At 39.9% G+C, this 25,258-nt stretch carries 20 protein-coding genes and 9 tRNA genes; 7 read left to right on the forward strand and 22 right to left on the reverse strand.

Features of this window, described 5'->3' with window-relative positions; all coding sequences use genetic code 11:
• From fusA to HCCG_RS00660, 18 genes are all read right to left on the reverse strand, one after another.
• The coding region (fusA, locus tag HCCG_RS00575) for an elongation factor G (protein ID WP_002955407.1) at positions 1-1,960 on the reverse strand (1,960 nt) is incomplete at its 3' end.
• Between the two features lie 21 nt (positions 1,961-1,981).
• Positions 1,982-2,449 carry a 30S ribosomal protein S7 gene (gene rpsG, locus HCCG_RS00580; protein WP_002955408.1) on the reverse strand — a complete coding sequence of 156 codons (468 nt, stop codon included), beginning with the start codon at positions 2,447-2,449 and terminating at the stop codon, positions 1,982-1,984.
• A gap of 13 nt (positions 2,450-2,462) precedes the next feature.
• On the reverse strand, positions 2,463-2,852 hold the full coding sequence (gene rpsL, locus HCCG_RS00585) for a 30S ribosomal protein S12 (protein WP_002955409.1): 390 nt from the start codon (positions 2,850-2,852) through the stop codon (positions 2,463-2,465).
• A 90-nt stretch (positions 2,853-2,942) separates the two neighbouring features.
• Complete coding sequence (locus HCCG_RS00590; RefSeq protein WP_002955410.1) at positions 2,943-11,618, reverse strand: DNA-directed RNA polymerase subunit beta/beta'; 8,676 nt, start codon at positions 11,616-11,618, stop codon at positions 2,943-2,945.
• A 156-nt stretch (positions 11,619-11,774) separates the two neighbouring features.
• Positions 11,775-12,149 carry a 50S ribosomal protein L7/L12 gene (gene rplL, locus HCCG_RS00595; RefSeq protein WP_002955411.1) on the reverse strand — a complete coding sequence of 125 codons (375 nt, stop codon included), beginning with the start codon at positions 12,147-12,149 and terminating at the stop codon, positions 11,775-11,777.
• An 11-nt stretch (positions 12,150-12,160) separates the two neighbouring features.
• The gene (rplJ, locus tag HCCG_RS00600; protein WP_002955412.1) at positions 12,161-12,646 is read right to left on the reverse strand and encodes a 50S ribosomal protein L10; all 486 of its coding nucleotides are present in this window, start codon (positions 12,644-12,646) and stop codon (positions 12,161-12,163) included.
• Positions 12,647-12,743: 97 nt separating this feature from the next.
• A complete protein-coding gene (rplA, locus tag HCCG_RS00605; RefSeq protein WP_002955413.1) occupies positions 12,744-13,448 on the reverse strand; it encodes a 50S ribosomal protein L1 in 705 nt (234 codons plus the stop codon).
• 15 nt (positions 13,449-13,463) lie between these two features.
• Positions 13,464-13,889: a 50S ribosomal protein L11 gene (gene rplK, locus HCCG_RS00610; protein WP_002955414.1), complete on the reverse strand. Its 426-nt coding sequence runs from the start codon at positions 13,887-13,889 to the stop codon at positions 13,464-13,466.
• Positions 13,890-13,915: 26 nt separating this feature from the next.
• Positions 13,916-14,431, reverse strand: coding sequence for a transcription termination/antitermination protein NusG (nusG, locus tag HCCG_RS00615; RefSeq protein WP_002955415.1), 516 nt, complete (start codon positions 14,429-14,431; stop codon positions 13,916-13,918).
• 22 nt (positions 14,432-14,453) lie between these two features.
• Complete coding sequence (gene secE, locus HCCG_RS00620) at positions 14,454-14,636, reverse strand: preprotein translocase subunit SecE (RefSeq protein WP_002955416.1); 183 nt, start codon at positions 14,634-14,636, stop codon at positions 14,454-14,456.
• Between the two features lie 42 nt (positions 14,637-14,678).
• Positions 14,679-14,754 (reverse strand) — tRNA-Trp (locus HCCG_RS00625).
• Positions 14,755-14,771: 17 nt separating this feature from the next.
• Positions 14,772-14,942: a 50S ribosomal protein L33 gene (gene rpmG / locus HCCG_RS00630; protein WP_002955417.1), complete on the reverse strand. Its 171-nt coding sequence runs from the start codon at positions 14,940-14,942 to the stop codon at positions 14,772-14,774.
• Between the two features lie 13 nt (positions 14,943-14,955).
• Complete coding sequence (gene tuf / locus HCCG_RS00635; protein ID WP_002955418.1) at positions 14,956-16,155, reverse strand: elongation factor Tu; 1,200 nt, start codon at positions 16,153-16,155, stop codon at positions 14,956-14,958.
• 58 nt (positions 16,156-16,213) lie between these two features.
• A tRNA-Thr gene (locus HCCG_RS00640) sits at positions 16,214-16,288 on the reverse strand.
• Between the two features lie 73 nt (positions 16,289-16,361).
• Positions 16,362-16,438, reverse strand: a tRNA-Gly gene (locus tag HCCG_RS00645).
• Positions 16,439-16,516: 78 nt separating this feature from the next.
• Positions 16,517-16,601: transfer RNA gene (locus tag HCCG_RS00650), tRNA-Tyr, on the reverse strand.
• Between the two features lie 57 nt (positions 16,602-16,658).
• A tRNA-Thr gene (locus HCCG_RS00655) sits at positions 16,659-16,734 on the reverse strand.
• Between the two features lie 199 nt (positions 16,735-16,933).
• Positions 16,934-17,128 (reverse strand): hypothetical protein, encoded by a 195-nt coding sequence (locus tag HCCG_RS00660; protein WP_002955419.1) that lies wholly within the window; start codon positions 17,126-17,128, stop codon positions 16,934-16,936.
• A 212-nt stretch (positions 17,129-17,340) separates the two neighbouring features.
• Here HCCG_RS00660 and HCCG_RS00665 point away from each other — a divergent pair, with 212 nt between their 5' ends.
• A complete protein-coding gene (locus tag HCCG_RS00665) occupies positions 17,341-18,000 on the forward strand; it encodes a TylF/MycF/NovP-related O-methyltransferase (protein WP_002955420.1) in 660 nt (219 codons plus the stop codon).
• 141 nt (positions 18,001-18,141) lie between these two features.
• Here the strand turns inward: HCCG_RS00665 and HCCG_RS00670 are convergent.
• The 4 genes from HCCG_RS00670 to HCCG_RS00685 form a co-directional block, all read right to left on the reverse strand.
• Positions 18,142-18,229, reverse strand: a tRNA-Ser gene (locus HCCG_RS00670).
• 36 nt (positions 18,230-18,265) lie between these two features.
• Positions 18,266-18,340: transfer RNA gene (locus HCCG_RS00675), tRNA-Cys, on the reverse strand.
• 70 nt (positions 18,341-18,410) lie between these two features.
• Positions 18,411-18,498: transfer RNA gene (locus HCCG_RS00680), tRNA-Leu, on the reverse strand.
• A 91-nt stretch (positions 18,499-18,589) separates the two neighbouring features.
• A tRNA-Gly gene (locus HCCG_RS00685) sits at positions 18,590-18,664 on the reverse strand.
• Between the two features lie 230 nt (positions 18,665-18,894).
• On the opposite strand from HCCG_RS00685, the gene HCCG_RS00690 reads away from it, so the two are divergent.
• From HCCG_RS00690 to HCCG_RS00715, 6 genes are all read left to right on the forward strand, one after another.
• On the forward strand, positions 18,895-20,076 hold the full coding sequence (locus HCCG_RS00690; RefSeq protein WP_002955422.1) for a succinyldiaminopimelate transaminase: 1,182 nt from the start codon (positions 18,895-18,897) through the stop codon (positions 20,074-20,076).
• Positions 20,073-21,392 carry a UDP-N-acetylmuramate--L-alanine ligase gene (gene murC, locus HCCG_RS00695; RefSeq protein WP_002955423.1) on the forward strand — a complete coding sequence of 440 codons (1,320 nt, stop codon included), beginning with the start codon at positions 20,073-20,075 and terminating at the stop codon, positions 21,390-21,392. The genes HCCG_RS00690 and murC overlap by 4 nt, the downstream gene beginning before the upstream one ends.
• Positions 21,392-21,784, forward strand: coding sequence for a hypothetical protein (locus tag HCCG_RS00700; protein ID WP_002955424.1), 393 nt, complete (start codon positions 21,392-21,394; stop codon positions 21,782-21,784). Before murC ends, HCCG_RS00700 begins: the two co-directional genes overlap by 1 nt.
• A 13-nt stretch (positions 21,785-21,797) precedes the next feature.
• Positions 21,798-24,074: an endonuclease MutS2 gene (locus tag HCCG_RS00705; protein ID WP_002955425.1), complete on the forward strand. Its 2,277-nt coding sequence runs from the start codon at positions 21,798-21,800 to the stop codon at positions 24,072-24,074.
• A gap of 158 nt (positions 24,075-24,232) precedes the next feature.
• Positions 24,233-24,892: a hypothetical protein gene (locus HCCG_RS00710; RefSeq protein ID WP_002955426.1), complete on the forward strand. Its 660-nt coding sequence runs from the start codon at positions 24,233-24,235 to the stop codon at positions 24,890-24,892.
• Between the two features lie 8 nt (positions 24,893-24,900).
• A complete protein-coding gene (locus tag HCCG_RS00715) occupies positions 24,901-25,188 on the forward strand; it encodes a DUF3240 family protein (protein ID WP_002955427.1) in 288 nt (95 codons plus the stop codon).
• The last annotated feature ends 70 nt before the right edge of the window (positions 25,189-25,258 follow it).

Below are 25,258 nucleotides of genomic sequence, written 5' to 3' on the forward strand. Positions count from 1 at the left end.
ACCCAAACATCTCAGCTAATGGAACAAACGCATTCACTATCTTTAATCCCATACGATCATCCATTGAATTTATCTGTCCGCGCCTTCTGTTTAAATCTCCTATGACATCACCCATATACTCTTCAGGGACCTCAACCTCAACCTTCATCATAGGTTCCAAAAGCACAGCATTTGCCTTGCGACAAGCATCTTTAAACGCCATAGAACCAGCGATTTTAAACGCCATTTCAGATGAATCCACATCGTGATAACTCCCATCATAAAGAGTTACCTTAAAATCTACAACCGGATAGCCAGCAAGTACGCCATTTTGCATTGCCTCTTGGATACCCTTATCAACAGCAGGAATATATTCTTTTGGAATAACACCCCCGCTAATATTATTTACAAATTCATATCCCTCACCGGGTTCTTTTGGCTCTAGCTTAATATGAACGTGTCCATACTGACCTCGCCCACCAGATTGTTTTGCATACTTACATTCCTGTTCTACTGCGTTACGGATAGTTTCTCTAAACGCAACTTGTGGCTCACCTACTTCAGCTTCAACCTTAAACTCCCTTTTCAACCTATCGACGATAATTTCAAGGTGCAACTCACCCATACCACCAATAAGCGTTTGCCCTGTTTCCTCATGTGTGCTTACTCTAAAGCTTGGGTCCTCTTCTGCAAGTTTACCTAGAGCAATAGACATCTTTTCTTGGTCTGCTTTCGTTTTTGGCTCAACAGCAATTTGAATTACAGGCTCTGGGAAATCCATACGCTCCAAAATTACAGGCACTTTTTCATCACAAAGCGTATCCCCTGTAACCGTGTCCTTCAGTCCAACAAACGCACATATCTCACCTGCATAAATCTCTTTAATGTCCTCACGCTTGTTAGAGTGCATTTTCAAAAGCCGTCCAACACGCTCTTTTTTACCTTTTGTTGAGTTAAGAACATAGCTTCCCGATTCTAGCTTTCCACGATATGCACGCACAAATGTAAGCTGTCCAACAAATGGGTCTGTCATAATCTTAAATGCTAGACCAGCAAACGCACCATTATCACTTGATTCTACACTAAGTTCAGATTCATCTTTTGGATCAATACCCTTAATTTCAGCAACTTCAGTGGGAGCAGGAAGATAATCAACTACCGCATCAAGAAGTGTTTGAACGCCCTTATTCTTAAAGCTTGAACCACAAAGCATCGGAATAAGGCTCATATTAAGGCAACCTATCTTAACACCTTTTTTAATCTCATCAATACTTAATTCTTCGCCACCAAGATATTTTTCCATTAAGGCTTCATCTTGTTCCGCTGCAGCTTCTAGCAACTTCTCACGATACTCATTAGCCTTCTCTACCAAGTCTGCTGGGATCTCTTCCACATCATACTTAGCACCCATAGATTCATCATTCCAAACGATAGCTTTCATTTGAATCAAATCCACAACGCCTTTAAAATTTTCCTCTGCACCAATAGGAATATTAATAGGCACAGGATTAGCCTTCAAGCGTTGCTTAATTTGAGATTCCACATTGAAAAAGTTTGCACCAATTCTATCCATTTTATTCACAAACACCATACGAGGAACGCCATACTTATTAGCCTGTCTCCACACTGTTTCACTTTGAGGCTGCACCCCACCAACGGAACAAAAGACAGCCACAGCACCATCAAGCACACGCATTGAACGCTCCACTTCAATGGTAAAATCTACATGTCCGGGAGTGTCAATAAGATTAATTTGATAATCTTTCCAAAAACAAGTCGTTGTCGCTGAAGTAATGGTGATACCACGCTCTTTTTCCTGCTCCATCCAGTCCATAGTTGCAGCACCATCGTGCACTTCACCTATTTTATGACTCACACCTGTGTAAAACAAAATACGCTCTGAAGTTGTTGTTTTGCCAGCATCAATGTGTGCGGCAATACCAATATTTCTAATTCGTGCTAAAGGGGTTTTTCTCGCCATTCTATGTCCTTTATTTCTCTGTTACCAACGATAGTGTGCAAATGCTTTGTTCGCTTCAGCCATTTTATGCACATCTTCTTTTTTCTTAAACGCTGCACCACGATCATTTGCCGCATCTACAAGCTCACTTGCCAAACGCTCAACCATCGTGCGTTCATTTCTCTTGCGTGTCGCCTCAAGTAACCAGCGGATAGAAAGGGACTGCTGACGAGCTGGACGCACTTCAACAGGAACTTGATAAGTCGCTCCACCTACGCGTCTGCTTCTTACTTCAACAAGTGGTTTTACGCGTTCCAAAGCTTTTTCAAAAACTTCAATACCTTTTTCACCACTTTTCTCTTCAATCCTATCAAAAGCTGCGTAAATAATCTTTTCACTCACACTTTTTTTGCCATCAAACATCATTTTATTGATAAACTTTGTTACGACTTTGTTGTTATAGATTGGATCACCTAGAATCTCTCTTATAGGAGCTTTTCTTCTTCTCATATTCTATCCTTAATTATTTTTTATCACCACCGGCTTTAGCTTTTTTAGCACCATACTTACTGCGTGAAACGCTTCGTTTTGCTACACCTGCTGTATCCAAAGCACCACGAATGATGTGGTATTTCACACCCGGCAAGTCCTTAACACGACCACCCCTTACAAGCACAATTGAGTGTTCTTGCAGGTTATGCCCCTCACCCGGAATATAACTAATCACTTCAACCTTGGAAGTAAGCTTAACCTTTGCTACCTTTCTTAATGCTGAGTTTGGTTTCTTTGGTGTTGTTGTGTAAACACGCGTACATACACCCCTTCTCTGCGGACATTCTAACAACGCTGGAGACTTTGTCTTGCGAATGACTTTCTTTCTCTCTTTTCTAATTAACTGATTTATGGTTGGCACTGACTTTCCTTTATGTAAAATTTGAAAATAAAAAATGTGGGGATTCTACCCAACTAAAACTTTTATTTCTCTTAGAGAATAGGATTTCGCCTATTCTTCAAGCCTTTCATCTTGTGAATCATACTTGTAGTTAAACTTCTTGTTTTTATACAAGCCCGTTCCCACAGGTATCATACGCCCTAAAACAACATTTTCCTTAAGATCATCAAGCGTATCTTGCTTGGCTGCGATACTTGCTTCCGTAAGCACCTTTGTAGTTTCTTGGAAAGATGCTGCGGAAATAATAGAATCGCTTCCAATAGCTGCACGCGTGATACCTAGCAAAATTGGTTCAGCCACCGCTGGTTCCCCGCCCATACGCAAGATTCGTTCATTCTCTTCTTTAAAATGTCGCTTACTGACTAAATCACCTTCAATAAATTTCGTATTGCCGCTATCAACAATCTTTACCTGCCGCAGCATTTGAGACACAATAATCTCAATATGTTTATCAGCAATACTTACACCTTGTCGGCGATATACTTGCTGCACTTCACTTACGATATACTTGTGGAGTTCCTTTTCCCCACTGATACGCAAGATATCGTGGCTTGAAACCACACCATCAGTCATCGCCTCCCCTGCGTGGATAAACTCATTTTCGTGTACGAGAATCTTCTTATTTTTATCCACAGCATATTCAGCCACGCGACCATCACTAGAAGTGATAATGATTCTTTCCTTACCGCGTATCGGCTTACCAAAACTCACCGTCCCATCAAGCTCTGAAAGAATGGCAGTATCTTTTGGCTTTCTTGCCTCAAAGAGTTCTGTAACGCGTGGAAGACCACCGGTAATATCTTTTGATTTTGCCAATGCTTTAGGCACTTTAGCAATAATATCAGCCACTTCTACCTTATCTCCATCATTCACCGCAATAGATGTGCGAGATTCTAGACGATAGCTTATCTCCTTACCATCTTTTGTGGTAACAACAAGCATAGGCTTATAACCAGCTGGAACATACTCGTTAATCACGAAATTCTTTTGATGTGTATTCTCATCTTCTTGCTCACTCACCGTAATACCTGCGATAATATCTCTAAATGATACAACACCCGCTTGATCAGCAATCACAGGCTCACTATACGCATCCCATTCTGCCACAACAATATGCTCATCTGAACTTGGCTCGGAAATAAGTGTGTCAATCTTCACTTCACTATTATCATCAACAAGAATCTTAGAAGTTCTCGCAATATAATGGCGGATAGCCTCCCTATCATTTTGATCAGCAATAACAGCAAACATACCTTTTTCTGATACAACCATACCTTTCTTCACATCGTGATTACGCTCAAGCGTATCGGCACGGAGTGTATAAAACTTCACAATACCCTTCTCTTTTGCCACGATTTTTTGAGAAATAGGCGCATTGTCTTCAACCTTTAGCTCACTTCCATAAGGAATGCGAGTGGGGACATTCCAACTATCCATAATCGTATCAACAATGCTTCCACCAACCTTAACCTTATATCCGCTTTCGTGTGGCACAAGGAGTTTGCCCTCAATCTTACCTGTAACCCCAGCAAGCTCGTTTTGCTTGGCTACATCATCTTTCCTTAAGCGGTAAGTTTCAGTTCGCTTCTTATCACCAACAATAGTAATATGCACTTCATCGTGGATATTTTCAACCAAAAGTTCCCCATCAAACTCCGCCTTAATGCGTGGCTCCACAACAAGAATAGTAGCATTTCTGCGATTTGCCACAATCTTTTGCCCCTTACTATTTGTGTAAGTGCGGATATTGTGATAGCGGATAAAGCCTTCTTTTTTCGCCACGATTTGCTTTTCTTCCGTGCTTCTGCTTGCCGTCCCACCAACGTGGAATGTTCTAAGCGTAAGCTGAGTGCCCGGCTCACCGATACTTTGTGCAGCCAATACCCCAACAGCTTCACCGGGTTTAACCATCTTAGACTCGCCAAGATTCAGTCCATAACACTTCGCACACACACCCTTTGGAGCCTTACAAGTTACAGGAGTGCGTATCATTACAGATTTAACATTTGCTTCCTTAATGCGTTTTGCCATTGCCACATCAATAAGCACACCCTCGCTCAATAGAATCTCATTAGCAATAGGGTCAATAATATCTCGTGCCAACACACGCCCAACTACACGCTCTTCAAGCGGCTCAATCATATCACTTCCAACGGTAATATCTGTAATCTCCACACCCTCGTGTGTGCCACAATCCTCAATGGTAACTTTCATATTTTGGCTTACATCAATAAGCTTCCTTGTGAGATACCCAGCATTTGCCGTTTTTAACGCCGTATCAGCTAGACCTTTTCTCGCTCCGTGCGTTGAATTGAAGTATTCTAATACATTCAAGCCCTCTTTAAAGTTTGATGTAATAGGCGTCTCAATGATCGTGCCATCAGGCTTAGCCATAAGCCCTCTCATTGCAGAAAGCTGACGAATCTGTGCCTCACTACCTCTCGCTCCTGAATCTGCCATCATATAGATAGAGTTAAAGCCTTGCTTATCAGTTTTAACTTTCTCCATCATCAGTTTGCCCATTTTTTCACTTGTCTCTGTCCAAATATCAATGCTCTTATTGTATCGCTCTTGTGCGGTAAGAAGTCCTTGCTCAAACTCACCTTGGATTCTCTTAATCTCTTTTTTAGCCTCTTCTATCATACCCATCTTATCTTGAGGGATAATAATATCAGCCGCAGAAATCGAAATACCTGCTTTTGTGGCATATTTAAACCCAAGATTCTTAAGATTATCAAGGAAAGTCGCTGTAATGCCTAGTCCGCCTTCTTTGTATACATAATCAATCAATGCACCAATGTCCTTTTTCTTCATTGTTTGATTCCATAGACTTAACGGCACAAAATCAGGTAATATGGAGCTTAAAATCATACGCCCAGCAGTTGTATCAATCACGCGTCTTTCATACACAGTTTTAATGCGTGCATTAATATCAAGCTCACCCATTTCAATCGCCATAACAATCTCATCAATACTTCCAAAAATCTTATGCTCACCTTTCACGCCCTTTTTCTCTAAAGACAGATAGTATAAGCCCAAAACCATATCTTGGCTAGGCACAGCTACTGCCTTACCGCTTGCAGGTAGAAGGATATTCATAGAACTAAGCATAAGTAGCTTACATTCGGCGATAGCTTCTTGTGAAAGTGGCACATGCACCGCCATTTGATCACCATCAAAGTCTGCATTGAAAGCCGAACATACAAGTGGGTGAAGCTGAATCGCCTTGCCATCTATCAATTTTGGGTGAAATGCTTGAATAGACTGCTTATGCAATGTTGGCGCACGATTGAGTAGCACTGGATAACCTTCAACAATCTCCTGCAAACACTCCCACACTTCATTTGTCTTTTGATTCACCATTTTTACAGCTTGTTTGAGCGTCGTAGCATACCCTTTCTCTTCAAGCTTTGCAAATAAATGTGGCTTAAATAGCTCTAATGCCATATTTTTAGGCAATCCACATTGATCCATCTTAAGATTTGGTCCCACGACAATAACACTTCGCCCAGAGAAATCCACCCTCTTACCGAGCAGATTCTGTCTAAAGCGTCCTTGCTTCCCTTTGATAATCTCTGAAAGCGATTTAAGCGGTCGTTTGTTTGCACCCTTCACCGCATTAGCATTTCTGCCATTATCAAACAACGCATCAACAGCTTCTTGGAGCATTCTCTTTTCGTTGCGGACAATAATTTCTGGTGAATCTAGCTCAATCAGTCGCTTTAAGCGTTGATTGCGGTTAATCACGCGGCGATACAAGTCATTGACATCACTCACAGCAAACTTCCCGCCATCAAGTGCAACCAAAGGACGCAAATCTGGTGGCAACACCGGCAAGATTGTCAGCATCATCCATTCTGGGCGATTGCCGGAATTAATAAAGCTTTCAACAACCTTCAATCTTTTTACAATAGTCTTTTTCTTTGCTTCGGAATTTGTTGATTTTATCTCTTCACGCAATGAACCTAGAAGTTGCGTTAAATCTAGCTCCTCTAAAAGCTCCTTAATCGCCTCTCCGCCCATTTGTGCCACAAAGCCGGTATGTTCAAAGCGTTGATTAATACTTTGGAATTGCTCTTCATTCAGCACATCATATTTCAAAATTGGCTTTGAGCCTTCATTATCATAAAATGCCTCGCCGGGATTCTTAACAATATACGCTTCATAGTATAAAACACGCTCTAAATCTTTCATTTTCACGCCAAGCAATGTCCCTATACGACTAGGCAAAGAGCTTACATACCAAATATGTGCCACAGGTGCTACAAGCTCAATATGCCCCATACGAGAGCGACGAACTTTTGCTTTCGTTACTTCAACACCGCATTTTTCACATACAATGCCCTTATAACGCATTTTTTTGTATTTTCCACACAAGCACTCATAATCACGCACCGGTCCAAAAATTTTCGTGCAGAATAGTCCATCGCGTTCGGGCTTTAATGTGCGATAATTAATCGTCTCTGGCTTTTTGACTTCGCCACGACTCCAAGAGAGAATTTTCTCCGGACTTGCCAACACTAGTTGGAACGAGCTAAAGTCCTTTGGACGATCATCTTCTTTAATGGTAATAGGCACAGGCATTCCATTTTCATCAACTTCTTCGCCATAAATATTCACATCAAGTGCCAAAGATTGAAGCTCTTTTGTCAAAACATAAAAAGTCTCTGGAATCTCAGATTCCCCAACGCGCTCACCTTTTGTAATCGCTTTATACGCACCCCTGCGTCCTTCTGTATCATCAGATTTAATTGTAAGCATTTCTTTAAGCGTATGAGCTGCTCCATAAGCTTCCAATGCCCACACTTCCATTTCTCCAAAGCGTTGCCCACCAAAGAGTGCCTTTCCACCAACGGGCTGTTGCGTAACTAGCGAGTAAGGTCCTGTGCTTCGTGCGTGAACTTTTTCATCAACAAGATGATGAAGTTTGAGCATATACATATAACCCACATTGACACGCTCACGCATTTTTTCACCTGTTTTTCCATCATACAGCTCTGTCTTACCATCGGTGTCAATTTTAGCTAGGGCAAAAAGCTTATCAAACTGCTCTTGCTTGATACCCTCAAATACAGGGATAGCAAACTTCACACCCCTGCTCCAATCTCGTGCATAGCCAATTAAACGCTCATCATCAAGCTTTTGAAGAAAATCTAACATTGCCTTATCTTCTGGATTCACAAGCTTATGAATCTCAATCATTTTTGAACGCAATATCTCAACCCACTGCTTTGATTGTGAATTGAGAACTTCTTCAAGTTGGCGTCCAAGATTCTTACCTACAAGCCCCAAATGCACTTCAAGAATCTGCCCAATATTCATACGGCTAGGCACACCCAAAGGATTAAGAACAATATCCACAGGCTCACCATCAGCAGTATAAGGCATATCTACCATAGGGACGATATTTGAGACAATACCTTTATTTCCGTGTCGTCCAGCCATTTTATCGCCCACTTTCAGTTTGCGTTTTGTAGCGATATAAATCTTTACAAGCTTTACAACACCGCTAGGCAAAATATCATCTTTTTCTAGGATAGAGAGTTTCTCTTCGTGCTCTTCGCCCAAAGTTTTCTTTTGTTCTAAGAAGTTTGTCTTAATCTGCTCATATCGGCTTTGCACCTCTTTGGAATAGCTTTTAATCAAAGTGCTTAGAGCAAAAGGATTCAAAACGCTTAGCTCTTCTTTTGGAATCTGTGTGCCTTTTTTAAATGTCTTATCAGCAATTTTTGCTTCACTTATAAGCTTTTCTTTTGAAAGCATAAGTGAAATTCGCAAAATCTCCTCTTGCTGAATCATCGTTAATCTGTCGTGATGCTCTATATCAAGCACCTTTTTTTCTTCCTCATACGCACTTATGGCACGAGCATCTTTTTCATAACCCTTTTTTGTAAAGATTTTTACATCAACAACAGTTCCCTCAAGTGAAGGGGGACAATATAGGGACTTATTCACCACATGTCCTGCTTTTTCGCCAAAAATCGCACGCAATAATCTCTCTTCAGGCGTAGGCTTCACTTCACCCTTAGGAGAGACCTTCCCAACAAGAATCATGCCCCCACTTACATAAGTCCCAATCCTTACAATCCCACTTTCATCAAGATGAGCGGTCTCTGTTTCTTTTGTGCCCGGAATATCAGCTGTAATCTCCTCTAACCCGTGTTTAAGCTCACGCGCTTCAATTTCTTTTTCATAAATATGAATAGAAGTAAAAGCATCTTCTTCAATAAGCTTTTCACTCACCACAATGGCATCTTCAAAGTTATATCCATTCCACGGCATAAAGGCTACACGGATATTTTTTCCCAAAGCTAACTCACCACTATCCATACTTGGACCATCGGCGATAATTTGTCCTTCTTCCACGCTATCACCTTGTCGCACGATAGGTTGCTGTGAAAAACAAGTATTTTGGTTTGTTCGCAGATTCTTACCCAAATAATAGTGATCAATGTATGCACCATTATCATCTTCGCCAAGAATATAAATGTTTTTAGAATCTACCTTTTCTACAACACCGCCCCTTTTTGCCTTTGTCGCCTCCCAAGAATCACGAGCAATCACTTGCTCAATCCCTGTGCCAACAATAGGTGCATCAGGCTTTAATAGTGGCACAGCTTGACGCTGCATATTAGAACCCATTAGAGCACGGTTAGCATCATCGTGCTCTAAAAATGGAATGAGTGAAGCAGCCACACCAACAAGCATTCTAGGGCTTAAGTCAATGAGCTGAACGCGAGATTTTTCCCCCAGGAGAATCTCACCATCTTTTCTTGTTTCAATCAAATCTTCAATAATGCGACCATCTTTATCCACAGCCGTGCTTGCAGGAGCGATAACAAGTCCTTCTTCTTGAGCAGCAGTAAGATAAACAATCTCATCAGTTACAATGCCATTTTCAACCTTTTTATACGGTGCTTCAATAAAGCCCAAATCATTTACGCGGGTATAAGTTGAAAGTGTGTTAATCAAACCAATATTTTGCCCTTCTGGCGTTTCAATGGGGCAGATTCTACCATAATGCGTAGGATGCACATCTCTTGCTTCAAAACCTACTCTATCTTTCACAAGCCCACCCTCACCAAGTGCGGAAAGTCGGCGTTTGTGAGTAACTTCTGAGAGTGGATTAGTTTGGTCCATAAATTGTGAAAGCTGTCCGCCGGTGAAAAACTCCATAATCGTGCTTGTAATCATCTTGCCATTGACTAAATCGTGAGGCATAATCGTATCAAATACACCACTTAATGAAGTAAGCTTGTCGCGGATAGCCTTTTGCATTTTGACAAGTCCAGAGTGAAGCTCATTTGCCAAAAGCTCACCGATAGAGCGGATTCTACGATTACCAAGATGGTCTCTATCATCAATTTTACCTAGTCCATTTTTGACTTTAAGCAAATATTGAATCGTTTTAAGAATATCTTCGTGTGTCAGCACTGTTACATAATCAGGGACATTAATTTGAAGTTTATGATTCATTTTCATACGCCCAACGCGTGTCAAGTCATAACGCTCTGAATCAAAGAATAATTGACGCACAAAACTTTTTGCAACCTCTTTTGTTACAGGCTCTCCGGGACGCATAACTTTGTAGATTCTAATAGCAGCCAAGTCATTTTCATCATCAATCTTTTCACTTTGGCGAAGCATTTTAAGCGATTCTGCATCGGCAATAAATGAATTGATAATTGAGTTATCCACACCTGCTGCACTATCATTGGCAATGACAAACTCATTAACTTTAAGCTCGTGAAGTTTTTTAAGCTTTAGCTCATCAAGTTGTGTTAAGGTATCAAATAGCACCTCGCCTTCAGCATTAACAACAGGCTCAGCAAGGAATTTATTACTCAAGCTTTCAAGTGGATATTCTATAAGACCAATCTTAGCCTCTTTTAATTCTTTGATTTTTTTAGCTGAGAGTCTCTTGCCAGATGCCACTAAAAGATTGCCTTTAGAATCCTTGATGTCAAATTCTGCACGCGTACCAATACTATCAATATCAAAAGGAATAAGGTATTTGCCTTTTTGGTATTTTACTTTTTGCAGTGGATAGAAAATCTTAAGAATATCCTGCTTACTATACCCCATAGCACGCAAAATGATTGTTACAGGTACTTTACGGCGTTTGTTGATACGCGCATACAACACATCTTTAGCATCATATTCAAAATACAGCCAAGAGCCGCGATCTGGGATAATCTGCCCCGTATAGATAAGCTTATTTGATGAAGTATTAGATTCTTCTTCTTTGAAAATGACACCCGGGCTGCGATGAAGCTGATTAACCACCACGCGTTCAACACCATTGATAATAAAGCTTGTTCTATCTGTCATCAATGGAATATCACGCACAAAAATATTTTGTTCTTTTACATCTTTTACACCTAATCTTTCGCCGGTTTTTTCGTCCTTTTCCCACAATACAAGACGAATTTTAATCTGCAATGAAATGGCATAAGTTACACCACGCACCATTGCTTCATTGGTCGTATATTTAGGTTTGCCAAATTTACAACCAGCATATTCAAGCGTGATGCGATTTTGATTATCTTGGATAGGAAAAACAGACTTAAATACGCGTTCAATACCAGATTCTTTATCACCATCAATACAAAGAAAATCATCATAACTATTTCTTTGCAAAAGCAAAAGATTGGGAACATCTATACTTTGAGGATTTTTTGTAAAGTCTGCTCGGAGTCTATTTTTTAATTTTGTGAAGTTTGCCATATGTTGAATCCTTCTTGGTCTATGATTAAAAAGAGCTAAATACTCTAAAAAAGCCTACAATTATAAGGTATTTTTACAATATTACTTAAACGCAAAAAAGCCAAACCTTAGATTCTAAGATTTGGCAACCATTACAAGCAGTGAAACATAAGGATTTTATTTAATTTCAACCTTAGCACCCACTTCTTCAAGTTTTTTCTTAAAGTTTTCAGCATCTTCTTTGCTTACACCTTCTTTAAGTGTGCTTGGAGTTTGCTCTGTGGCATCTTTAGCTTCTTTCAAGCCAAGTCCTGTAATCTCACGAACTACCTTGATAACATTAATCTTATTTGCACCCGCATCAACAAGAATCACATTAAAGTCAGTTTTTTCTTCAGCAGCAGCAGCTCCGCCACCTGCAACCGCACCTGCAACAACCGTTGGAGCAGCACTCACACCAAATTTTTCTTCAAAAGCCTTCACAAGCTCTGAAAGCTCCAACACAGAAAGATTCCCAATGTATTCTAATACATCTTCTTTAGAAATTGCCATTTTTTCTCCTTTTATTGATTTTCTTCTTTTTGTTTTTTCAAATTATCAAGCCCGGTAACAAAATAGCGTGCCGGTGCCGTCCAAACAGACAACAACATACCAATAAGCTCTTCTTTGCTTGGGAGCTTGGAAACAGATATAACATGCTGTGTATCCACAACTTCTGCATCAAACAAGCCAGTTTTAAGGCTAAAATGCTCACTATGTGCATCCGCAAACTTACAAACAACCTTAGATAACGCGATTTGATCATCTGCCCAAAGGAAAATATTTGTATCCTTAAGTGCTAAATCAGGCTGCTCTGCATTTTTTAGTGCGATACTTGCCAAAGTATTTTTAATCACTTGGACTTTAATGTTTGCCACTTTTGAAGTGCGTCTCAGCTCTTCAAGATGACTGACTTGCAAACCTTTATAATCACACACAATCAGTGCGGAAGCATTCTTAAATTCAGCACTTAAATATTCTACAATCTGAATCTTCTCTTGCTTAGTCATTCTTCCTCCTTTCAGCCCAAAACCTCACACAGGGTAAATTTTAAGCTTTAGCCCCTATACTCTTTGGTCTAAGATAAAACTATGCGGTTATTTTGACTTATTTCACATCCATAAGCTCTTGAGAATCTACTCTCACAGCAGGACTCATAGTAAGTGACAATGTGCTACTGCGGATATATTTTCCTTTTGCTGAAGTAGGTTTTAAGCGATTGATAGCACGAACAAGTTCTAACATATTATCGCGAATCTTATTCTCATCAAATGAAACCTTACCGATAGGAGCGTGGATAATCCCTTTTTTATCAACTCTAAAATTCACCTGCCCACTCTTAGCGTTGGAAACCGCCTTGGTAATATCCATTGTAACAGTGCCTGTCTTTGGATTTGGCATTAAGCCTTTTGGTCCTAGAATCCGTCCAACTTTACCCACAAGTGCCATCATATCAGGTGTTGCAATGACCATATCAAAATTAATATTGCCATTTTTAATTTCATCTGCCAAATCATCAGCACCCACAACATCAGCCCCTGCATTCTTTGCCTCATCAGCCTTGATACCTTTAGCAAAAACGGCAACACGCACCTTTTTACCTGTGCCGTGAGGCAACACAACTGCACCGCGAATCATTTGATCGGCGTGTCTAGGATCAACGCCTAATCGCAACGCTACTTCAACGGTTTCATCAAACTTAGCAGACGCCAATGACTTAACAACACTCACTCCACTTTGAATATCATACACCTTTTGAGAATCTACCTTCGCCTCTAAAGCTTGTAATCTCTTTGCTATTTTTTTACCCATAAATAAACTCCGTTATTAATCTTGGATTTCTATACCCATGCTTCTTGCACTTCCAGCTACGATTTTCTTTGCAGCTTCAATGTCTGATGCATTAAGGTCTTCCATTTTAGTTTGAGCAATTTCCTCAAGCTGTTTGCTTGTTAATTTTCCAACTTTATTTTTCAACGGATTATCAGAACCTTTTGTAATCTTAGCAGCTTTCTTAATAAGATCCGTTACAGGTGGCTTCTTTGTGATGAAAGTAAAGCTTTTGTCTTGATAAATGGTAATAACAACAGGAATATTAAAATCACCCATATCCTTTGTTTTCTCATTAAACGCTTTACAAAACTCCATAATATTCACACCTCTTTGTCCTAACGCTGGACCAACAGGTGGAGATGGATTTGCCTTGCCCGCTGGAATCTGTAATTTCAACTCACCAACAACTTTTTTGCCCATTATCTATTCCTTTCTCTTAAGCAAATTTAAACAATCTTTTCAACTTGCGAATATAAAATCTCAACAGGAGTATTTCTACCAAATATTGAAACATTAAGCTTAAGCTTTTTATGCTCCAAATCATATTCCTCAACCGTCCCCGTGAAATTCACAAACGGACCATCAATAATCCGCACAACTTCACCTTGTTCAAATGAAATCTTGGGTTTTGGAGCACTTGGATTTCTTACTTTCTCAAGTATCTTTGCAATATCAGCCTCACTCAAAGGCGTGGGTTTCTTACTTTCACCGATAAAACGCCCCACCCTCGGCAAAGACTGAATCATATGCCAAAGTTTAGTATCCAAATCAACTTGGATAAACACATATCCGGGATACAAACTTCTATCCACGATCTTCTTTTTTGTTTCAATAATAGATTCTGTGGGGACAACAACCTCACCAAATCTATCTTGCATCTGATTTTGAACGATAAGATTGCGGATTGCCTCGCCTACTGATTTTTCACTACCAGAATATGTTTGTATAGCATACCACTCCAAGCTTCACCTCTCCACAATGATATTACAAAATACTTGATACAGAATGAAACAAAATCCAATCAACCAACGCCAAAAACAGAGTAACAACACTCACTACAATAAGCACAGAGATGGCTGCATTGCGAATCTGCTCTTTTGTAGGGAAAATAACCTTTAGCCGTTCCTCGTTTGCACTGTGAAAATAGGTTTTTATTTTCTTAATCATTTTGTATCTCTTTTCTTAAACAATTTTAACTTACGGCTTTTGTGGCAGGCCAGGAGGGACTCGAACCCCCAACACTCGGTTTTGGAGACCGACGCTCTACCATTGGAGCTACTGACCTATCAGCTAGGCAGAAGCCTAGCTTTTAAGTTTTACTTCCTTGTGAATTGTATGTTTATTCAAACGAGGAGAAAACTTCTTGAGCTCCAGTTTTTCCGTATTTGTTTTCGCATTCTTAGTGGTGCTGTAATTTATATCACCACATTCAGAACACTTAAGTCCTATTTTAATGGTGCTACCTTTTGCCATTCACAAGCCTCTACTATTCAATGATTTTTGTTACAACACCTGAACCAACTGTTCTGCCACCCTCACGAATCGCAAAACGAGTTCCTTCTTCAAGTGCAACAGGGGCAATAAGCTCTACTGTGATTTTTACATTATCACCGGGCATAACCATCTCTACACCACTTGGAAGCTCAATAGAACCTGTAACATCTGTTGTTCTTACATAGAACTGTGGGCGATAACCCTTAAAGAATGGAGTATGTCGTCCGCCTTCCTCTTTTGAAAGGACATAGATTTCACCTTCAAATTTCTTGTGTGGTGTAATTGAGCCGGGCTTACAAAGAACCATACCTCTCTCAACTTCTTCTTTCTTTGTTCCTCTTAAAAGGATACCAACATTATCCCCTGCTTCACCCTTGTCAAGCTCTTTTCTAAACATTTCAACGCCAGTAACTGTTGTTTTTTGCGTATCGCGGATACCTACTATTTCCACTTCATCACCCACACACACAACACCTCTCTCTACTCTGCCTGTTACAACCGTTCCACGACCAGCGATTGAGAATACATCTTCCACAGGCATAAGGAATGTTTTTTCAGTATCGCGTTGTGGAGTAGGAATATATCTATCAACTTCTTCCATCAACTTCAATACTTTCTCTCCCCACTCACCAACATTACCTGCTTTTGCTTCTTCAAGTGCTTTAAGCGCAGAACCGGCTACGATTGGTGTATCATCACCCGGGAAATCATATTGACTAAGCAATTCACGCACTTCCATTTCCACAAGCTCAAGCAATTCAGCATCATCAACCATATCTTGTTTGTTTAAGAATACAACGATGTAATGCACACCCACTTGGCGCGAAAGAAGAATATGCTCTCTTGTTTGTGGCATAGGACCATCAGCAGCAGATACAACCAAAATTGCACCATCCATTTGTGCTGCACCTGTAATCATATTTTTTACATAGTCAGCGTGTCCAGGGCAATCTACATGTGCGTAGTGGCGATTTTCTGTCTCATATTCGATATGAGAAGTCGCAATCGTAATTCCTCTTTCTTTTTCTTCAGGGGCATTGTCAATATTATCGTAGTCCTTCATCTCTGCAAGACCTTTTGTCGCCAACACAGCAGAGATAGCTGCACTCAAAGTTGTCTTTCCGTGATCTACATGTCCGATCGTTCCTACATTCACATGTGGCTTGTTTTTTACAAACTTTTCTTTTGCCATTTTGTTCTCCTACTTTAAGATTTATTTTAGAATCTTTACAAGATTCCACTTGAAAAACTGGAGCCCATAAGCGGGATTGAACCGCCGACCTCTTCCTTACCAAGAAAGTGCTCTGCCACTGAGCTATATGGGCAATCTTATAAAATTTTGAAAAACACTTTGGAGAAAATCTTTAAGAATACAAGTCAAAGATTCAGCTCCCAGTATGGAGCGGGAAACGGGGCTCGAACCCGCGACCCTCAGCTTGGAAGGCTGATGCTCTAGCCAACTGAGCTATTCCCGCAGAAAAATAAACAAAATTATTTCGACTACCACCCTTAAACTTGGCTACTTCAACCCTTTCATTTTTGAAAGAGCTAGGTGGTGGTGAGTCGTGGATTCGAACCACGGAAGACATAGTCAGCAGATTTACAGTCTGCCCTCGTTGGCCACTTGAGTAACTCACCAAAAATAATTATAAAAACTGGTAAAAACACTGAAAGCATATGCTAGAGTGTGAAAAATGGAGCTGGTTAAGGGACTTGAACCCCCGACCCTCTGCTTACAAGGCAGATGCTCTACCAACTGAGCTAAACCAGCATGTTTGGAATTAAAAGGCGTGATTATATAGATTTTGCATAAGTTTGTCAAGGATAAACTCACTTTTTAACAAATTAACTTCACTTAACTTTACCGCCACAAAATCAAGTTAATTTTTGATTGCCTAGCTTATTTTCATTACCATACCACTTAACTTTCTTCAACAAAATTCCCTAGCCAAACCTATGTCTATCATAATCTACCCCTTGCACCCATACTCTTCAATCTCTTGTCTAATTTCTTGCTCAGTTCCTTCTAGCTCATCGCTCAATCGCTTTTGCGTCTCAATCACTTCATCAAACTTAAAACCAAGCATAACAATCCTATATAGATTTGGCTTATATTTACGCCAATTATAAAGAGTGCTTACATCAATGTCCAAATAATACGCCATATCACGCTTGGTTCGTTTCTGCTTCACTGCCACTTTCCTTAAAAATTTATTGATGATTCTAAATTTTGAAAGTGCATTGTGGCTATTTTTTGCTGATATAAAAACAATTGTATAAATCAATGTTTTTTATTTAAATAATTGAATATTTCAATTATTTTTGTTACAATCATCGCAATGTTTTACAAAACACCACCTCAATAACAAGGATTGTTATGACACTCAATGGATTTAAAACTAAAAAAAGCTTTCATTATGAAAATGGATTCTATGCCTGTGCTGATGATAGGCGATTTGGCAAATTTTTCGCACACTATGAGCTTTATAAAAAAATCATTAACTTGCCTGGAGACATTGTAGAATGTGGAATTTTTAAGGGCAACTCTTTTTTTCGCCTTGCTCATTTTCGCAATATCTTAGAAACACAGCATTCACGCAAGATTATTGGTTTTGATATGTTTGGCAAATTTCCCGCGACACATTTTGAAGCAGACAAGAAAATGCGTGAAGGATTTGTGGCTGAAGCAGGAGATGGCATTGCATTTGAAGAGATGAAGCGTGTTCTCTCACACAAAAATATTACGAATTATGAACTCATAGAAGGTGATATCAATCTCACCCTGCCACAATACTGCGTTGAAAACCCGCAACTTAAAATTGCCTTTCTACATATTGATACAGATATTTATGAACCAGCAGTAACGATTTTAGAATCTTTATATGACAAGGTTGTGCGTGGAGGGATTATCGCATTTGATGATTATGGCACTTTTCCGGGCGAGACAAAGGCAGCTGATGATTTTCTAGCCGACAAAGCAGAATCTCTACAAAAGCTCCCCATTTCACATATCCCAAGCTTTTTGATAAAAAGCTAGATTCCATACCCTACTCTTTAAGACATATTTCATAGCCAAACACAATACGCCCAAATATGTCAAACCCCTAATTTTCAAAATCCCATAAAGCAGGATTCTCAAGCAAACATCGAGCATTATTGAAGCAAAACAAAATAATCGTGGCCGGGAGAGAGGGATTCGAACCCCCGGAGGTGTGACCCTCAACGGTTTTCAAGACCGCCGCTTTCAACCACTCAGCCATCTCCCGCCTTATTTTAAATAAACGGAAAGAATATGTAGAATCTGGAGGCGACACCCAGATTCGAACTGGGGAATCAAGGCTTTGCAGGCCCTTGCCTTACCACTTGGCTATGTCGCCACCTTTAACATTAACCTTATACCAAATCAAATTCATCAATGTCCCACGGACAAATGAAAAATTCTCAAGGTGGTGCCCGAGACCGGACTTGAACCGGTACAGACGCAATGTCCGAGGGATTTTAAGTCCCTTGTGTCTACCAATTTCACCACCCGGGCTTATTCCAAAACGCAACCCAAATGCTCTGCAAATACGAAAAACACATTGTAAAAATGAGATTGCTTTGTGGATTCTAGTCTTTAAGTCAAATGGAGCGGGAGACGGGGATCGAACCCGCGGCCCCAACCTTGGCAAGGTTGTGCTCTACCACTGAGCTACTCCCGCGTATGACTTTTAAGGGCATAATTGTAGCAATGCTGATTAAAAAAATCAAGAGCAAAAACGCAAAAAATAGGTAAATTGTAGTCAAAACATTGATTTTTTTGCTATATAATCCCAACTATCGCACAATCAAAGCAAGTCCAAAAGCATATAAATATAGCCAATGGCTCTAAGCCACTCTCAAGATTCTGTGCAAACGCCAAACACACCATAAACATTAAAAAGGAGTTTTTGTGCTATCTCAATTTGAAAGCTACCCATTTGAAAAACTACGCACCTTTCTAAGCAATAGCACCCCCCCACAAGATTCTGAAATTTTCACACTTACCATCGGTGAGCCGCAGTTCCCCACACCGCAAAATATTCTAGAATCCTTGCAGCACAACGCACCATTACTGAATAAATATCCCAAATCAAGTGGTGAATCTTATCTCAAAGACGCACAGCTTAGTTTCATCAAACAACGCTATAATATCAGTCTAACCCAAGAGCAGATTATCCCTACCTTTGGCACAAGAGAAGTGCTTTTTAACTTTCCGCAGTTTTATCTCTATGGCAAAGCAAATCCAACTATCGCCTACCCCAACCCATTCTATCAAATCTATGAAGGTGCAGCCCTTGCTTCAAAAGCAAAAGTCATCTATATGAATCTCGCAAAAGAAAATGACTTTACGCCACATCTTACAGAGAGCCAACTCAAAGAAGTGGATATTGTGATTCTAAACTCCCCAAATAACCCCACTGGCAAGGCTATGGATATGCCCTCCCTTATCCAATGGGTAGAAAACGCCCTGCGATATGATTTTGTGATTTTAAGCGATGAATGTTATAGCGAAATTTATAGCAATTCCCCGCCACCTAGCATACTTGAAGCCTCTATCCAAGCCAACAATAAAAGCTTTAAAAATATCATTGCACTTAATTCTATCTCCAAACGCTCCTGTGCACCGGGCTTACGCAGTGGCTTTGTGGCTGGGGATAGTGAGATTCTAAAAGCGTATAATCTCTATCGCACCTATCTGGGCTGTGCCTTGCCCCTGCCTTTGCAAAAAGCTGCCACAACAGCGTGGCAAGATATGCAAAGTCCTGAATCTAGCCGCAAAATCTATGCGAAAAATCTCGCCCTAGCCCAAGAGATTCTATATCAATGGCTTTTAGATAGGGATTGTAAGATTTATCCCTACACATTTTATGTATGGCTTGAAGTGGGCGATGATGAAGCGTTTTGTAAATTTGCCTATGAAAAATGCGGTGTGCTAACCCTCCCGGGAAGTTATTTGGGCAGGGAGAATCAAGGCAGGGGATATGTAAGAATCGCCCTTGTGTATGATAATGACACAACACAAAAAGCCTTGCTGAAGCTTAGAGAGGCACTTATACTTTACAAAACACTTGACAAAAAGGAGCAGGAATGAAAATACATTTTATCGGTATTGGCGGGATTGGAATCTCCGGTTTAGCAAAGTATTTACACGCTCAAGGGGCGGAGATTAGCGGCTCTGATATTAGTGAGGGCAATGCGACAAAATACCTTAAATCTCACGGCGTAACTATCACTATCCCACACAATGCAAACTGCATTGCAAATCAAGATCTCATCATACATTCCGCCATTATTAAGCCTAGCAATGTTGAAGTGCAAGAAGCCCACAAAAAAGGTATTAAAGTGCTTTCACGCAAAGAAGCCCTAGCCTTTATTTTAAAAGAAAAGCGTGTTTTTAGCGTATGTGGAGCGCACGGCAAATCCACGACAAGTGCGATTTTAAGTGCGATTTTCCCGCAATATGGGGCGATTATCGGGGCGGATTCTAAGGAGTTTGGCTCAAATGTGCGTGAAGCAAAGAGTGAAACCATCATCTTTGAAGCTGATGAATCTGATAAAAGTTTTTTAAACTCAAATCCCTACTACGCCATTGTCCCAAATGCCGAGCCAGAGCATATGGAAAGCTATAATCATAATTTAGATGAGTTTTATGGGGCGTATAAAGACTTTATCCTTAAAGCAAAAAAGCGTGTGCTAAACACAAGCGATGCGTTTTTACACTCCCTTGCCGACATAGAAGCCATAAGGCTTAATCCAAAAACTGATATTAAAAATATACATTTTGAGCTTAATGATGATGAGCCTTGCACGAGCTTTGAGCTGAAACATTATGGCGAGTTTAGAATCTGGGGCTTTGGGGAGCATATGGCAGAAAATGCCTCTTTAGCGATTTTATGTGCTATTGATGAATTAGGAGAGGCACAGCTCCCCGCTATTAAGCAGAACTTGCAACATTTCAAAGGTATCAAAAAGCGTTTTGATATTCTTTCAAAAGGAGACACAACCATTATTGATGACTACGCTCACCACCCCACTGAGATTCTAGCCACACTTAAAAGTGTAGCTATTTATAACAATCTCAAACCCCATAAAAAAATCATCGCCATTTGGCAGCCCCATAAATACTCCCGTGTGCTTGATAATCTTGAATCTTTTGTGAATTGCTTTGAAAATGGCTGCGATGAGCTTGTGATTTTGCCTGTGTGGAGAGCTGGGGAAGAGCATATTGGGATTGATTTTGCTAAACTTTTTGCACGATACAACCCAACATTTGCCACACATTTAAAAGCAAAAGATGGAAAAATTTATCTCTATGAGAATGAAGTCTTGCTAAAAATCCTTGAAAATGCCCTTATCATAGGGCTTGGAGCGGGGGATATTACCTATCAATTACGGGGAGAAAAATAATGGGTTATTTTATTTTCATCTTACTACTTTTTTTATTTGTGGCAATCGGACTTGTATTTGCTAAAAGTAAGCTATCCACCAAAACAAAAGTGATTTTAGGCATTTGTATCTTAAGCCTAGCAATCCTTATTGGCGTATATAATCTTTTACAGAATAAACAAACACAGAATCTAGAGCGTTTAAAGACGGCGTTTGTAAGTGAAACTCCACTTATTTGCAACTTTCAAGGCAAACAACTTCGTGTTACCACACAAAGTTTTACCCTAAGTAATGGCACGATGAGCTTCCAAGGCAGGGCAGATTCAAAATACAACCGCATTATTATCCCTCTGCAAGATTGCGATATAGAATCTGAATCCGCAGATTCCAAAACAAACAACGCAGAATCTTAGGATTCTTTTTTCTATGACAAAGCAACCTAGGCAAGATTATGAGATTCTCGTCTCAAGGCTTGATTTAATAGCGTTTATAGAAAAGTTTGCTTCATTTTTCGCACGAGAAAAAAATAAGGATTCACACTTCACTTCTACCTTTCCCATTTTTGCACTTCCGGGCGATAGGCAGTTTTTTAGCTCCCTTTTACAAGAACTAGATTCAGTAGAGTTAAAGCCCCTGCCAAGGCTGCCAAAGCTTGATACTCCCCTTCTCCACCTACAAAAACAAGGCACTTTAAGTTTAAATGAGATTTTTAGCTTTTCGCAGCTTGTGGGGTATTTTATATATCTTAAAAAGCACATTGCTGATTGCTCGCCTCGCACAAAAGCGTGGTGCGATAAGATTCTAATCCCTGAAGTCATTGCCAAGCTCCCCACATTTTTTACCCAAAAAGGCGAGATTACAAAGGGCATTTATCCGCATATTGATGAGCTTTACTCACAAATCAAACAAACAAAAATCCGCATTGATGAATCTCTACAAAAGCTCCTGCATACACAAGCCCTACTGCCCTACCTTGTGGATAAATCCGTGCATTACATCAATCAAAATGAATGCCTTTTGCTTAAAGCTGGATATAATCACAGCATTAAGGGTATGGTGCTAGAGCGTTCTCAAAGCGGCTTTTTCTACCTCTTGCCAGATTCTATACTCACGCTTAAAGAGCGTCAAAACATACTTAAAAATAGCTTGGAAGAAAGCCTATATCTCATCTGCAAGGAGCTTTCAAGCACTCTCACTAAACATCTACCATTTTTAAAATTCCTCAATCACTGCTTTGATATGTTTGATTCTATTCTTGCTCGTTTGAGCTTTGCTAAGGCTTTGAATCTTAGCTTTATTTACGCACTAGATTCTAAAAATCACATCATCTTACACGAGTTTAGCCACCCTGCCTTGCATTCCCCAAAGCCACTTAGCATTGACTTTAGCGGCGATTGCCTAATGATTACAGGGGTAAATGCTGGGGGCAAAACTATGCTTTTAAAATCAATTCTAAGTGCGTGTTTTTTAAGCAAATTTCTTATCCCTCTTAAAATCAATCCCCACCGCTCCAAGATTCCACATTTTAAGCATATTAACGCCATTTTATCCGACCCGCAAAATAGCAAAAATGACATCTCCACTTTTGCCGGCAGAATGTTAGAGTTTTCACAGATTCTAAACACGCCAAATCTTTTGCTCGGCATTGATGAGATTGAGCTAGGCACCGATGCTGATGAAGCGGCAAGTCTATTTAAGGTGCTTTTAGAGCATCTTTTAGAAAACAAGGCTAAGATTTTGCTCACCACTCATCATAAGCACCTAGCCGCCCTTATGGCAAATAATCCGTTAATACAGCTTTGTGCGGCAATGTATGATATACACACGCAAAAACCGCTTTTTGAATTTCTAAATGGCAGTATCGGTAAAAGTTATGCGTTTGAAACAGCACAGCGTTATCATATCCCGCACACACTCATTGCAAAGGCTAAAAGTGTATATGGAGCGGATAAGCAAAGTCTTAATGAGCTGATTGAACGATCAAGCACACTTGAAATCACACTAGAGCAGAAAAATAAGCAGCTAGAACAACGCATTATTGAATATGACAAAAAAATCCTGTCCCTTAAAGAGCAAGAAGAGCGGCAACAAGTGGAGTTTCAAGCCTTGAAACATAGCTTACAAACTCAATATCACAAAGCCACACAAGCACTAAAAGACGCCCTAAAAGCAAAAGAAAGTAAAGAGATTCACAAAGCCTTTAATACCGCCCACGCCATTTTAAAGCCCACGCCCACGGCAAAGCAACCGCATAACAAAACGCAGAATCTCCAAGTGAATGATTATGTCAAATATCAAAATACAAGGGGAAAGATTCTAAGTATCAAAGGTGAAACCTGCCTTGTAGAGCTTGAAAGCGGTATGAAATTGAAAGAAAAAATAGCAAATCTTAAAAAAACACAGCAAGGCCCCAAAAGCTTGAATCTGCAAAAAACAACATTTAAGATTGCACAAAATAAAAGTGTGGGTGTGAGCCTTGACTTACACGGAATGCGAGGGGAGGAAGCCATAGAGAAGCTTGATGAATTTTTAAGCAATGCCCTTATGGCTGGGTATGATGAAGTGCTTGTGTATCACGGCATTGGCACGGGAATCTTAAGTCGGCTTGTTAAAGAATATTTACAACAGCACCCAAAAATCATATCCTTTGATGATGCTCCGGCAAATATGGGCGGCTTTGGTGCTAAAGTAATTAAACTCTAAATAAGGCTATGGAGTTGAAATTATAAAACCTTAAAGCTGTGAGATTCTAGCTCGTACGCCTTTTATCTTAAGGTAAGTGCCTTAAGGCAGGGCTTATATGCCTTAAGCTATAATCCACCCTATTTTGAAGCAAATACAATTAAGCAAAAAGGACAAAAATGGCATTGTTTAAAGTTGAGAATATGCCCACACTGCTAGATGTTAAGCACCACATTCACTTTATCCATCAAACACCCCTTTTGCGGAGAGCTAAGATATTATGGATTCTCTCCATTGTTATTGCGATATGCGGGGCGATTCCAGCTTACGCTCTTTTAAATAATCAAGCTCAAAATGGAATCCTTAACATTTTAAGCATTACTAACACGCTTACAACGCTCTGTATAGCCTTTGCCTTTTTTTATCTCTCTAAACTTTCTTTGCGTAAAAGACTATTTATGCTATATGTGTTTAATTTTGCCACAAGTGCATTTATAACGCTTATTGATTATATCAAGATTCCAAGTCCGGCGTATGAGCTTTGTGTCATTAGTATTGCTGTGATTGTTTGCTATTTAGCGTGGCAGATTGCTAAGGAGCTAAGCTTTATCACAAATGATCATCTTTTCTTTTTTGGTGCAAAAGTTGGATTTGTGGGGTTTTTCCTATCTATCATAAGCACAGCAATGTTTGCCATTAGTGATAATATGCTTGTAGCTGTTATCTCGCTTGGCACACTTGCGGTAATGCTGTGGGGAGCTATATGCTTTCTTATTGGAATCTTTAGATTGCGTCTTATTGTGGCCTATGGCGAAGATTCACAAAATCCACTCAAATAAGGAGAGTTATGCAAGAGCTAAGTATTGATATTTATTTTAAAGATACACTTAAAGATTCCATTGTTGATATGCTACTTGAAGATGGATATGATGACTTTTTTTATATCCATTGCTCCAAATATGCTTCTAGCTCATTATTACAAAGTGCCGCAGAACAAGTAAGCGGGAGACAGGAATATGGGCTTTTTAGAATGTTTTTAGATGAAGAAAAAGCACAATTTATTGTCAATAAACTGCTTCAAGCCTTTGGCAAAGATGATATGAGAATCTACACGCACTTCACTACACGCGTGTAGATTCTGCATTTTTTAAATTTTAAAATCTACACCGCCTTTTTGCTTTCAATAAAATGCAAGTTTAGAATCT

Source organism: Helicobacter cinaedi CCUG 18818 = ATCC BAA-847 (assembly GCF_000155475.1).
GTDB classification, from domain to species: Bacteria; Campylobacterota; Campylobacteria; order Campylobacterales; family Helicobacteraceae; genus Helicobacter_C; species Helicobacter_C cinaedi.

Coding starts and splice junctions, on each gene's coding strand:
- HCCG_RS00710 (WP_002955426.1), top strand. CDS start 24,233: ATGGCATTGTTTAAAGTTGAGAATATGCCCACACTGCTAGATGTTAAG.
- tuf (WP_002955418.1), bottom strand. CDS start 16,155: ATGGCAAAAGAAAAGTTTGTAAAAAACAAGCCACATGTGAATGTAGGA.
- rplL (WP_002955411.1), bottom strand. CDS start 12,149: ATGGCAATTTCTAAAGAAGATGTATTAGAATACATTGGGAATCTTTCT.
- HCCG_RS00705 (WP_002955425.1), top strand. CDS start 21,798: ATGACAAAGCAACCTAGGCAAGATTATGAGATTCTCGTCTCAAGGCTT.
- rplA (WP_002955413.1), bottom strand. CDS start 13,448: ATGGGTAAAAAAATAGCAAAGAGATTACAAGCTTTAGAGGCGAAGGTA.
- rpmG (WP_002955417.1), bottom strand. CDS start 14,942: ATGGCAAAAGGTAGCACCATTAAAATAGGACTTAAGTGTTCTGAATGT.
- secE (WP_002955416.1), bottom strand. CDS start 14,636: ATGATTAAGAAAATAAAAACCTATTTTCACAGTGCAAACGAGGAACGG.
- murC (WP_002955423.1), top strand. CDS start 20,073: ATGAAAATACATTTTATCGGTATTGGCGGGATTGGAATCTCCGGTTTA.
- rplK (WP_002955414.1), bottom strand. CDS start 13,889: ATGGGCAAAAAAGTTGTTGGTGAGTTGAAATTACAGATTCCAGCGGGC.
- HCCG_RS00590 (WP_002955410.1), bottom strand. CDS start 11,618: ATGGCAAACTTCACAAAATTAAAAAATAGACTCCGAGCAGACTTTACA.
- HCCG_RS00715 (WP_002955427.1), top strand. CDS start 24,901: ATGCAAGAGCTAAGTATTGATATTTATTTTAAAGATACACTTAAAGAT.
- rplJ (WP_002955412.1), bottom strand. CDS start 12,646: ATGACTAAGCAAGAGAAGATTCAGATTGTAGAATATTTAAGTGCTGAA.
- HCCG_RS00700 (WP_002955424.1), top strand. CDS start 21,392: ATGGGTTATTTTATTTTCATCTTACTACTTTTTTTATTTGTGGCAATC.
- HCCG_RS00665 (WP_002955420.1), top strand. CDS start 17,341: ATGACACTCAATGGATTTAAAACTAAAAAAAGCTTTCATTATGAAAAT.
- rpsG (WP_002955408.1), bottom strand. CDS start 2,449: ATGAGAAGAAGAAAAGCTCCTATAAGAGAGATTCTAGGTGATCCAATC.
- HCCG_RS00660 (WP_002955419.1), bottom strand. CDS start 17,128: ATGGCGTATTATTTGGACATTGATGTAAGCACTCTTTATAATTGGCGT.